The organism is Acinetobacter nectaris CIP 110549 (assembly GCF_000488215.1).
Classification (GTDB): domain Bacteria; phylum Pseudomonadota; class Gammaproteobacteria; order Pseudomonadales; family Moraxellaceae; genus Acinetobacter; species Acinetobacter nectaris.
On sequence record NZ_KI530736.1, the window covers coordinates 17305 to 29391 of the forward strand.

Genomic DNA, 12087 nt, shown 5'->3' on the forward strand with positions numbered 1-12087 from the left:
GAATATGGCAAATGCACTGACTCTACCTCAACTGCTGAAACAATTTAAAAAATATCATTCATTACCTGTGGCCAGACTAATTGCTGAAAGTACAAATCAAATGTTGGCATTTATTAAAGCTGCTGACACTCCAAATGTAACCAGTAAAATGATTGTATCGCGTACCCATCTTAATTCTATTTTTAAGCTAGTGAGCATATTCAAACATTTATAAACAACAAATAAATATAGTAGATATATACTTGTTTTAGTCAATTTCACTGGCTAAAAATGACTAATATGTATATAAAAAAGCCAATGGGATCTATACTAGTTTTTTAGTATTCTTTAAATTCTGTAAATTTTTTAGGTTATTAAATAGCAATAGCTTTATAGAAAAGAGTTCTGATGATGCATCATCATATTAAATTAAGGGAAAAATCAAATTTTCTCTTGAGGTTAGAGTTATATCTAACCTTATATTAAGGTTTGAAAAAATTAAGGAACTCTAATGAACCTAATGTCTAGAATTATACAAAATATTGACACTTCTAGTTATATAGAAGAAAAAGTTATTATTAATCAACCTATAGAAAAAGTATGGAAAGAGTTTCAGATTGTTGAAAATTACTCATTATGGAATAATTTATTCTCATTAGAAAACTTTCCATCTCATGTTAGAGAAAAGATATTATTAAAACTATATGCTAAAAATAAGGAAATTAAATTTTCTGCTAAGGTTCTAAAAATTGAACCATATAGCTTAGAATGGGAAGGAAAACTATATGTAAATGGATTATTTAATGGAAGACATTTATTTACTTTTGAAGCATTAGATGACGATAGAACTCTACTCATTCAATCAGAAAAATTTATAGGTATATTAGTGCCAATACTTAGAAAATCTATTATTCAATCTACTCAAAAAAACTTCCAAAAAGTAAATTATGCTTTTAAAAACTATATAGAAGAATTGGTTTAATTAGTTATTTATGAATATTAGTCAGTTTTCCAAATTAGAGGATTTTGTTGGCAAAAAACTAATGATTAGAAATCGGCAGGGCACATCACTGACAGTAGAAGGAGAGTTACTTTTAACAGAAGCAGAAAATATTCTTATGTCTTGTTCTACTACTTTAAATAAAATTCGAGGGATTGATATTTCTGGGGAGTTTAGAATAGCGATAACAGATTATTTCAGACCGAATGACCTTTCTACTATTTTAAGAAGAATCAAAAAGAAATTTCCTCAGTTAAAACTTCATATTTCAATTCTAAAAAGTGATGAAATTAAAGAAAGGTATATTACTGATAAGTATGATCTTGCTATTTATATGGATATTGAAGAAAAGAATAAAACCAACAATGATATAAAAATAATTAAGTTATCTGAAAAGCCATTATTTTGGGTTAAATCCCCAGAGTTAAATATCACTAACTCTCCTATTCCTCTGATAACAATGTCCTCATCTTGTATATTAAAAAGCTTTACCGAGGATAGTCTTGTAAAAAGTAAATTGCCTTTTTATTTTTCACATACTACTACTGGAGTTAGAGGAATTATAGCAGCTGTTGAAGCAGGTTTAGGTATATCTTGTCTAAATCAATCATCCTTAAATAGTAGTTTTGAAATTATTAATATAGAAAGTGATTTAAACTTGCCAAAGTTACCTAATATTCAATTTATGCTTTGTCTATCAGCTAGACAAAGCATCACTACAAGTTCCATTAGCAAAATATTAATAAATGAATTCAGTTAAAATGAATTTTAGACGGAATGCAAAAAATGGAACTTTAAGTTCCATTTTAAATTGCCAAATGCAGGTTTAATATCCTGAAAACCTTTACCATTTATAATCGCATCAAAGCTAAGATTTAAATTACCTAAAAGAACTTTATAAAGACTTTCTATACCTAATTCTCTAACTTTTCTGCCAGTTGAAGAGCAAGTTTTCTATCTTTGCTTTAAATATATTTATTTATACTAATCAATAAAATAGTGGGTATTCCCCCTTATTTAGAATAATAAATTCTATTGCTAGGTGCAAAGAAAAAACCAAACTCGGATATATCGTCACTAATATTTAGGTATCTCCAAAAATTTCATTTTCAACACTGACTTGTACTCATCTTTTTAGTCTTTTAATTTACAAAACTGCTCAACAAAGACTTCAATAATATATTTGAATTAAAATATACGAAAGAGCAATAGGTTTATTCTATATTTTAATTAATAAATCTCGTATAAATTTAATTATGTTAAAATTTATATTAAAAACTTTATCTAAGCTCTTCAAAACCACTTAACTTAAATATTAAAATAGCATATGTAAAATAGTTCCCCCAAATTATTTATATTACAAGATCATACATATTTATTCCATTTAACTGCTAATTTAGTCATAAAATATTCAACTATAATTAATTACAGACAAGGTATGAAAGCAACAGGATAAATTAAAATAATATAACAGTTGCTATGTCATATTCAGAAGCTTGAGGTTCTAGTATTAATAATACCCACTAGCATCAAGATGATGCTATATTGGGTTATCTGTAATTTGGGTTAGTTAGAAAATAAATATTACATTCAATAGATTCTCCATTTTTAATGATTCTATTTTTTCGTGTCGCGTCTTTGGAAAATCCACATTTTTGTAATACCTTAATAGATTGGATATTCCAAGGAAGTACAGAGGTTTCAAGCCTTTCAAATTGTAATTCATGAAAGGCAATGCCAATGGCTATTTTAATTGCTTCTGTTGCAATTCCTTTTCCCCAAAATCTTTCACCTATCCAATAAAAAATAACTCCAGCAAAAGGAGCTATATTCTTAGTAATCCTAATTACTATACTTCCAACAAGCTCATTATTTATTTCTATTGCCCAGCTATGAAATCGCGATGAATTTGCAACATTAATCCATTGAACCCCATCTTTTCTAGTATAGGGGAATGGGAAATTTGCTCCCATGGCTCTAGCAATATTAGGATTATTTGCAAGTGAGACTAAACTATCTAGATGGCTATTTTTCTACTTTATAAGCGTTAAGCTAGATTTCATATCTACATATCTATTAGTGTTCTAAATTTATATCTAATATAGCCTGAATTAGTGGATTGTTTTATGGAAAATTTGATAAATATTAATTTATACTCAATAGAAGCCTTAGGGTTTAATGCCTAAAGTTACATTTTTTTGGAATACATTTATAGTCTTCCAATATCCCCATTTTTTACGAATACTATCAGGTGAGTCTTCTACAATATTTGGTTGGCCCGGCCATTGCTGACGTACATACCACCCCCAATAATTTGGGGCTGGAGAGTTCGATGATTTATAAGACCAAATACTCCAATTTAATCCTACAGAGTTCAAAGAATTAATTGCATAATTCCAAGATGCTGAGTCACTATTCAGAAGATTAAACTCACCGACATACCCTGGTATATTCCAATTTTTATGAGATATAAAATCATTAATTGTATGATTTACAACTTTCTGTGGATTTAATGACCAAGGATAAAGATGTGTTTCGTAAACAATGTTATTCCAATTCATTTTTTTTGGATCAGGAAGCATATTCCAACTCCATGTTCAAAAAGTAGCTTCAATAAAAACTATATGATTGGGGTCTGCCTGTCGAACAGAGTGATATAATTGGTCATAAGCATGAATAATTTGATTATAATAATCATTATTCCAAGGTATTTTCTTGTTAGGGCGTGAGTCTGGTTCATTAAGTAAATCATAACCAGCTATATAAGCATTATTTTTATAATGATTAGCTATTTGCCACCACATCCATGCTGTACGTGAGCGGGCAACAGTACTATTCCAATATTCATTTTTGTTAATTTGTCCTGTAGATTGCTCTAAACTTTGACTGCCAATGGCACCATGCATATCAATAATTACATAGATTTTACATGCAGCAGCGGCATTAACTAATTTATCAAGTTGTATAAATGCATCCTTTCTCCAGCCCGAGTTTGCTGTATTGTTTAAATCATAAAACTGCCCCCACCATACTGGTATACGTATTAGATTAAATCCTGCACTTTTTATATTATCTAGATCTGTTGGTGTTATCCAAGTATTTTCATAAGATTGCATTAACTCTTGTTGCGTAGAAATTCCAAACCGATTTTGTAAAGTTTGCATTATTTGATATGTATCGCTAGTTGAGCTACCTAAACTTCCCTCAGACATAGGACTCATATACGACTCCATTACAAATAGTGCTCCAAGATTAAAACCTTTAAGCTGGATAGTTTGATTATTACTAACAATATTTGTACCACTAGTATGTAAAAAAGTATCATTTGCCTTACTGATAATTGGAATTATAAAAATACTTATTAGAAATGCTATTTTAGTAAATGATTTTTTCAATTAGTGACCTGATCTATTAAACAAATATACTGATTTTTATTCATAGCAATAAATTATTTTTTCTGCTTTTCAATTTCTGAGTCAAGAGCCGTCGCTATATTATTCATACCTATTAAAGTAGGATGATATGAGACTGTGAATTTCCAATTGCTATTTTTTTCAGGGTAATACCCTGTAACAAAAGGTTCAGAGGAGCATACATCATGCTGAGAACCTATTAAACTCGATCTAACTATACCTGTATTATTTCTTTTTGCAGCTGCACCAATTACTTGTGCAAGATCAATAGCTACACTTCGCATCCAATTTACATCATTCTCAGACATTGGAAGTTGCTTACAGCTAACATTAGCTTGTGTAGGTATCACTGGTAAGTAACCAATAAGGATTATTTTCGCTGATGGAGAGCGACGATGAATTTCTGCTATAACCTGATCTAGTTGGCTAGGTAATTTGGCAAGACGTCTTTTCACATTATCTAATTGACTAACATGGCAATGAGTACCTCCTGTACTAAGACATGATAAACCTAAAAGGTTACCAATATAACTAACATCATTCCCTCCTATTAACACAGATACAAGTTTTGTGTTCATATCTAAAGATTCAATTTGTGGGGGAAATCCATGTTGCCCATGATAAAGAATATTATCAGTAGTTGCTCCAGAGCATGAAACATCTACAAGATCTAAATGTCTATGAGCAGCTATTTGATGTGCGTAGTTGGATAAAGATCGAGCACATTTACCACTTTCTAAATCAGGCTCTCCAACGCCTGGGCCGGCTGCATAAGAGCTACCCAAAGAGACATATTTATCAGAACTATGTGCTTGAATTGTTGTTATCATAAATAGCAAAGTTACAATATATTGAACTTTTTTATTCAACTTAAAATCCCATATTTATATAATTAACAAGATTATTTTATATAAATCAGGTGTAGAAATTGCGTATTAAATGTAGGAATTCCATACAATAAGGGCTGTGATCTTCCTTTTTCATTTGGCTTTCCACTGTATGAGATATCTTATAGAGACTATAGCCTCTATGAATCTCTAATTAATGATAAATAAATATTTTTTACTCTCCTCCCCAAAGAATAAGATTAGATTCATTTTTGAAGTAACTAACGGCTTCTAATGGAATGTTTTCATCATTGATATCTAATAAAGTTGCTTGTTTTAAATGATTCTTTTTAATGGTGCCTTTACTAATAAATTGAAGCATCATCCTTGTAGCAAAAGGTTGACGGAAAGAAGATGAAGCTACACCATTTAAAATTCCATATAAAAAGCGTTTAGGTGTTCGATGTTGTGGTGTTAATATTGAAAAAGTAATTTCATTATTTTGTCTAGATTCAAAATCAATCATGAAAATACGATCCCCGAGAAGAGTACAGAATCCATGATATCTAAAAGTGTAACCGAGTTTATTTTGATTATTATCAATTAATGGGAAACGCTCAATAGTAACATATTGTACTAATCCATCAGCTTCATATAAACAAGTAACTGAACGGAGTACTTTCTCTTTATAAATTGATGAGAAATGATATCTATAATAAACTCCAAGATAGCTCTCTAAAGCTTTATTTGAATCTTTTGCAATAGTCAGGAATTGATTAAACTTTTGCGACTTTCGAAGATTCATGGGGATATTGTTTTCTAAACCTTCATATAAATTTCTAAAATCTATAGGTGAAAGAAAGAAATCTGATTCGTGCAGCATAAAATAATCTGCAATTCTATGTAGTACTTTTTGTGATGGAGTATGTTGGCCTGATAAGTATTTATTAAACTGTTGCCTATTAATATTTAGTTTACGACATAACTCTGAAATCGATAGATAAGATTCCGTCAATAACAATAAATTTTTTTGTATATTGGTAGTAGAGCCCCCTTCTTGGGAGAAAAATTCATCCTTAGCAATCATATAAACACCTTTTAGAATCAAGCTATGATTATTTAAAAAAGGTGATCCTGCAAGTCATTAATATAATATATTTATATATAATATTTATATTGATTTTTATAGTTTAAGTCTGTAGATTTTCTTTTTAAGTAAGTGATTAAATAGAATGAAATTTCACCTTATATTTGAAAGTTTCAAAAATTCAGCAAACGGTACGGACTCTTTCAAGCAATTAAAGTCCCAGTGTGAATTGGCGATCAAAGATCCTAATCTAGAACTAGAAGCTTCTGCTTTACTACTAATTTACAGTTTCTCAAAAAACTATGTTTTACTGTACGAAGATCAAGAAGTAGCTCCTCTATTTGCTGAAAAAGTCAAAGCTCAATTAGTTGGTTATATGACCGAAATTGATTTGGCATTATCAACTGAAGATACGCATTTGATATTAGCCTCACTTAACTCTGTTTCAAAGCAATATATTGAAAGTTCTAGAATATTTTAGTGACTATGTTTAATAAAAGAAGTTTACTAGAGTATTTTCTGATACCACTTCTTGTATCATTTTTCATGAGTGGTATTAATGCAACTTTAGAGTTAAAAACTGAGAAAAATATTGAATTTGAAATATTATTTTATGAATGGATAAGCAATTGGTTTATTGCTTATCCTTGCTTACTTATACTTGTACCATTCTCAAAAAAGATAGTCTTATCTCTCACACGTCGAATAAAGTAGAATGCTATTCAACACCTACAGCACTACCAAATGGAACGTTTTTATTTCCATAACGACGTACTCGTATATTTGCTTGCTCTGCATGACCTGTAAATTTTTCCAAAGTACATAGTCTTGAACAATATGAGCCAATTAGAGTTGTTGCTTCATCAGTCAAGATACGTTGATAAGTACAAGTTTTAAGAAATTTTCCGACCCATAATCCACCTGTATATCTAGCTGATTTTGAAGTTGGTAATGTATGGTTGGTTCCGATGACTTTATCACCATAAGCAACATTCGTACGAGATCCTAAAAATAAGGCACCATAGTTTTGTAAGTTACTTAAAAAATAATCTGGATCTTTTGTCATAACCTGTACATGTTCAGAAGCAACTTTATCTGCTTCTTTTACCATTTCTTCATCATTCTCACAAAGAATAATTTCTTCATACATTTCCCATGCTTGACCTGCAATTTTTGCGGTATCAAGTTTACTTAGCAGTATTTCAATATGTTTAAGTGTATCATTGGCTAAGCTTTCAGAGGTTGTGATTAATACGGTTGGAGAAGTAGGACCATGTTCTGCTTGACCCAATAGATCAGTTGCAACGAGCTCGCCATCTACTGTTTCATCTGCAATGATAAGTGTTTCAGTTGGACCTGCGATTAGATCAATTCCAATCTTTCCAAATAACTGGCGTTTTGCTTCAGCAATATACGCATTTCCTGGGCTAACAATCATATCTACAGCAGGAAACTCCCCTATTCCAAATGCTAAGGCACTTACTGCTTGAACACCGCCAATACAATAAATCTCATCTACACCAGCTAAAGCGCATGCTGCAACTACTGCAGAGCTTGGTTTTCCTTCATATGGAGGGGAAACAGCTACAACCTTTTTAACACCAGCTACTTTTGCAGTGAGAACACTCATATGAGCAGAAGCCAATAAGGGATATTTACCACTTGGGATATAACAGCCAACAGTTTCTACAGGTATGTTTTTATGCCCTAAGATGATTCCTGGCAACGTTTCAACTTCAATATCTAGCATTGAAGCTCTTTGGTGTTCGGCAAAATTTTTAACTTGGTTTTGTGCAAATTTAATATCATTAATTTGTTGAGGTGTTAAGTCTGCTAAGCAAGCTGCAATTTCTTCTTGAGAAAGTCTAAAAGTTTTAGGCATCCACTTATCAAACTGTTCTGAATAATTTTTAATGGCATTTTCACCATCTTTTTCAATGTTGATAATCATGTTTTCGACAATTCTACGAACTTGTAGAGTATCTGCTTCATCTTTGTGCTAGGTTATTGCTGTTTTTAGGTAAGTCGACATAATCTAAGCCTTTGTAAAGTATTTATTTATTAGAATAATATTTCCATTTAAACTGATTAACAATTTCGCAAGTGGAGAAAATATGACGCACACTGACGCATATTCAGCTTTTATAGGTAAAACTTAGAAAGGGCTTCTATCACATTAAAATAAATTTAGGCAATTCTGTATATATTTAAGATGAATAGATGAGATAAGTATTTAAGCACTTACATTTTCCTATTGATGTAAGTAAGTGCTCAATGCTTTTAATAATATCTGCCTCATTAATAGAAGCTCACCTAATCTAGAAGAAATGATGACAGAGTGTAGAATCAAGATTGATTACTCTGCTTTACACCGTTGAGTTCTGAAAATTACAGAAGAGTTAATAGAGATCTCAAAGGAATATAAGTCATTAAGTCAATTTTGGCATATTGATTAAATCTATATCAAAATCAAAGAAACATTGTGCTACTGATATATAACCATTGATTAAAATAGCGAATTTTCTTCTCACTAAACATAGTGATACAAAAGCTACACAACGTTTTTAAAAAAGTGATTAACTAAACCAATATGTCTGTCTCGTACAAATAGAAATAGATAAAAGTAATACTAAGATCTTAAAAATTTAGGGGGGGAATAATTTTATCGGGAATAAATTCGATGCATATGATAGAAAACAACTTTCACTTTAGTCATGGATTAAATCGGCTCATGGAATCAGTCTGCCAATTATTTGGATGCAGCGAATATGTGGTAATTTTTTAGCCATTAAAAATTAATCTTATAGAACCACACAACTGAATGACAGCATTAAATTCTATATATACTTGAGACTAACTTTTTGTAATATCTCAGTTTATTCAAAGTATTATTAATTGATTATATCTTTTAAAAGTTTGATTTTTCTCAGTTGATATACCTCTTCCATGAAAAGGTATATCTAGCAAAAAGCTACATACTTACTCCTTACTTTTGACTAAGGAGTTTTCTCATTTTTCTCTCTTTCCGACGCTTCTTAACAATGGTATAAGAGTTAAAAATAGCAATAGAAAGTAATAAAACAGATATTAATCCAAATACAAAGGTAAGACCTGTCTTTTGCCCAATTAAGCCGACAATAGCAGAACCGCTAAGTGCACCCGAATACGCTAAAATAGATACATAAGACAATGCTTGTGACTTAGGTACAAGGTCTTGCCGTCCTACTCTTGAAAATAGAACTGGTACTACATTAGATAACCCTAATCCAACGAGCGCATATCCAAATAAAACAAGATACCAAATAGGTGCAAGTACGACCACAGCCATTCCTGCACTAGCACATAATGAACTTGCCCAAATTAGTTTTTTCTCACCTAATTTTTTTAAAAATATATGACCAAAGAAACGAGAAAATGTCATGGTGATTGCAAAGAAACTATATGCCAATCCTGCATTAGATAATGAGGTATGATATATATCTGTAAGATATACACCACTCCAATCTAGTGCAGTACTTTCAGTTAAAAAGGCAATAAAACACATAAGCCCTAACATTAAAATAATAGGATGGGGTATTGCACGGTTTTGAGTAGGTTGTTCATTTTCTTCCACATGAGGCTGGCTTGCACTATTAACAGCAGACTTAGACAGTGCACCGAGTATGGAGAATACGGCAATGAGTGTAACTAATAAACTAATCAGTAATGTTGCCCCTAATGCAGAAAATCCCATATGAAAAAATGCTGTCATTGTTAGTGCAGCTATTAAACCGCCTAAACTACACATTCCATGAAAATTCGACATTAATGGGCTTTTATTTTTTTCTTCAATAATCACACCTTGAAAGTTTGCTGCTACTCCTGTTGCACCAGAGGCAATACCTAGAAACGTGAGTAAAAAAGCAAGTGCTGGAATGTGATCTAGTAATGTAACTAGTGGTAAAGCCAATATAAAAACAATAGACGAAAAAGCAATAATAAATCGGCAACCTAATGTTTTTATAATCCGTCCAGTTAAAAGCATAGCTGCTATCGAGCCTAGCCCCATACATAAAATAAGTAGTCCTAAAGCTGTATGATCTAAATCAAGCTTCTGTTTTATATATGGGATAAGTGCTGCCCAAGCAGCCATAGCAAACCCTAAATTAAAAAAACTTAGACGCGTTGTTTGCTTTTGCGTTGAAAGTTTATTTAAAAATACTGGATCAAACAATCGAAAATGTAACATGGTAATATAACTTAGATATATTTCTGTTAGATTACTCTAAGTTATATTAATTACTAAACAAAGTGGGTTTATTTTGTGTAATAAGCCACATTCCAAGCCAAAACTTTAATCATTTTAGAGAAATTTTATTTTTTGAGTTCTATAGAGTTACGTAACTTAGGTTTTTTCTAGCTCATCCATATAGCATAAATTTTAATAATATTTAGAAATATAATTATGCTTTAGACCATATAGGTTTTAATAGCTGATTAGTCTTGATTTTGATTCATTTTCACTATAGGATTTCTCTTTAAGTGGATTATTAAAATGAATTTTCAGGTTATCTTTGAAAAGTTTAAAAATTCTTCGAATGGAACTGATACATTTAAACAGTTAAAACTCCAGTGTGAATTAGCACTTAAATCACCTCTTAATGAATTAGAAAGTACTGCACTTTTAATTATTTACAACTTTGCAAAGAACTATGTTTTACTTTATGAAGATCAGGAAGTAACTCCCATTTTTTCAGAAAAGGTAAAATATCAACTAACTGAGTATATGTCTGAACTTGCTATATCTTTGAGTAGCAATGATCCTCATATGATTCTTAGTGCTCTTAATACCATCTCGCAACATTATATGACAAGCTCTAGAATATTTTAATTCGATTATTCATACCATTGAATATACAAATGGTATGAATATATCTATAAAGTAAAAGTACCTTAATTGGTGTTTATATCAATGTTATTAGCGAAAAATTTATGACATATGACAACTTTCCTAAAGACATAAAGGAAATATTAAACAGTAAAAATGGCTTAATAGATGATATTGGTATGTCTAATGCAAATGTTATCCTATACGAAAACATGGTTTTAAAAATCAGTGCTAATTATATAGAGTCTCAACATGAATATGCCATGTTGGAGTGGTTAGTAGATAAATTGCCTATACCTCAAATAATTGGATATGCACAGAATAATGAAAATAGTTATATACTTATGAGCCGTATACAGGGTCAGTTAGCCTGTTCAGATGATTGGCTCACTTCTCCCAAACAACTCATGAAAATTTTAGCAGAAGGGTTAAAAGCATTGTGGGAAATTCCAATGCTTAACTGCCCATATAATTTATCATTGGATCATAAACTAAATATTGAAGAACAAAAAATACAGCAAGGGCTTTATAAAAAGCCCACTGGTGAAGATAGCACCTATCATAATTCAGGATTCAATTCTGCAGAAGACCTTTTATATTGGCTAAAAAATAATAAGCCTGATGAAGACCTTGTTTTTTCACATGGTGATTTATGCCTACCAAATATTTTTATAAATCAAAATAAGATCAATGGCTTTATTGATCTAGGACAAAGTGGCATTGCTGATAGATATAGAGATATCGCACTTTGCTACAGAAGCTTAAAAGATAACCTCTCAGGTGTCTATTCAGGTAAGATATATTCTAACTTTAATCTTTCTGATTTCTTCGATGCTTTGGATATCAGTCCTGATTACGATAAGATTGCTTATTATATTTTATTAGATGAGCTATACGAATAAACTATATATGCA

The 12087-nt window shown here is 31.0% G+C and carries 12 protein-coding genes and 2 pseudogenes; 7 read left to right on the top strand and 7 right to left on the bottom strand.

Annotation, left to right across the window (positions count from 1 at the left end):
• The first annotated feature begins 4 nt into the window (after window positions 1-4).
• From P256_RS11785 to P256_RS11795, 3 genes are all read left to right on the top strand, one after another.
• Entirely contained in the window at window positions 5-214 is a 210-nt protein-coding gene (locus tag P256_RS11785; protein WP_023273914.1) for a hypothetical protein, read from the top strand.
• Window positions 215-490: 276 nt separating this feature from the next.
• Entirely contained in the window at window positions 491-961 is a 471-nt protein-coding gene (locus P256_RS13410) for an SRPBCC domain-containing protein (protein WP_023273915.1), read from the top strand.
• Between the two features lie 10 nt (window positions 962-971).
• Window positions 972-1739: a LysR family transcriptional regulator gene (locus P256_RS11795; RefSeq protein ID WP_023273916.1), complete on the top strand. Its 768-nt coding sequence runs from the start codon at window positions 972-974 to the stop codon at window positions 1737-1739.
• Window positions 1740-2529: 790 nt separating this feature from the next.
• Here the strand turns inward: P256_RS11795 and P256_RS11800 are convergent.
• The 5 genes and pseudogenes from P256_RS11800 to P256_RS11815 form a co-directional block, all read right to left on the bottom strand.
• Window positions 2530-2994: pseudogene (locus tag P256_RS11800) on the bottom strand (GNAT family N-acetyltransferase); the annotation flags it as partial.
• A 153-nt stretch (window positions 2995-3147) separates the two neighbouring features.
• Window positions 3148-3561, bottom strand: a complete 414-nt coding sequence (locus P256_RS13025) for a glycoside hydrolase family 5 protein (protein ID WP_023273918.1) — start codon at window positions 3559-3561, stop codon at window positions 3148-3150.
• 15 nt (window positions 3562-3576) lie between these two features.
• Window positions 3577-4200 (bottom strand): glycoside hydrolase family 5 protein, encoded by a 624-nt coding sequence (locus tag P256_RS13030; RefSeq protein WP_051353594.1) that lies wholly within the window; start codon window positions 4198-4200, stop codon window positions 3577-3579.
• A 227-nt stretch (window positions 4201-4427) separates the two neighbouring features.
• Window positions 4428-5261: an SGNH/GDSL hydrolase family protein gene (locus tag P256_RS11810; protein WP_023273920.1), complete on the bottom strand. Its 834-nt coding sequence runs from the start codon at window positions 5259-5261 to the stop codon at window positions 4428-4430.
• A gap of 193 nt (window positions 5262-5454) precedes the next feature.
• Window positions 5455-6306 carry a helix-turn-helix domain-containing protein gene (locus P256_RS11815; RefSeq protein WP_023273921.1) on the bottom strand — a complete coding sequence of 284 codons (852 nt, stop codon included), beginning with the start codon at window positions 6304-6306 and terminating at the stop codon, window positions 5455-5457.
• 145 nt (window positions 6307-6451) lie between these two features.
• On the opposite strand from P256_RS11815, the gene P256_RS11820 reads away from it, so the two are divergent.
• Entirely contained in the window at window positions 6452-6787 is a 336-nt protein-coding gene (locus P256_RS11820; RefSeq protein ID WP_023273922.1) for a hypothetical protein, read from the top strand.
• A gap of 5 nt (window positions 6788-6792) precedes the next feature.
• Window positions 6793-7020, top strand: coding sequence for a DUF2798 domain-containing protein (locus P256_RS11825; RefSeq protein ID WP_023273923.1), 228 nt, complete (start codon window positions 6793-6795; stop codon window positions 7018-7020).
• A gap of 4 nt (window positions 7021-7024) precedes the next feature.
• Here the strand turns inward: P256_RS11825 and hisD are convergent.
• Both hisD and P256_RS11835 read right to left on the bottom strand, forming a co-directional pair.
• Window positions 7025-8287: pseudogene (hisD, locus tag P256_RS11830) on the bottom strand (histidinol dehydrogenase); the annotation flags it as partial.
• A gap of 1005 nt (window positions 8288-9292) precedes the next feature.
• Window positions 9293-10534: an MFS transporter gene (locus P256_RS11835; protein ID WP_023273925.1), complete on the bottom strand. Its 1242-nt coding sequence runs from the start codon at window positions 10532-10534 to the stop codon at window positions 9293-9295.
• 306 nt (window positions 10535-10840) lie between these two features.
• Here P256_RS11835 and P256_RS11840 point away from each other — a divergent pair, with 306 nt between their 5' ends.
• Together P256_RS11840 and P256_RS13145 are read left to right on the top strand one after the other, a co-directional pair.
• On the top strand, window positions 10841-11176 hold the full coding sequence (locus tag P256_RS11840; protein WP_023273926.1) for a hypothetical protein: 336 nt from the start codon (window positions 10841-10843) through the stop codon (window positions 11174-11176).
• A 101-nt stretch (window positions 11177-11277) separates the two neighbouring features.
• Window positions 11278-12075: an APH(3') family aminoglycoside O-phosphotransferase gene (locus tag P256_RS13145; RefSeq protein ID WP_023273927.1), complete on the top strand. Its 798-nt coding sequence runs from the start codon at window positions 11278-11280 to the stop codon at window positions 12073-12075.
• Window positions 12076-12087: the final 12 nt, after the last annotated feature.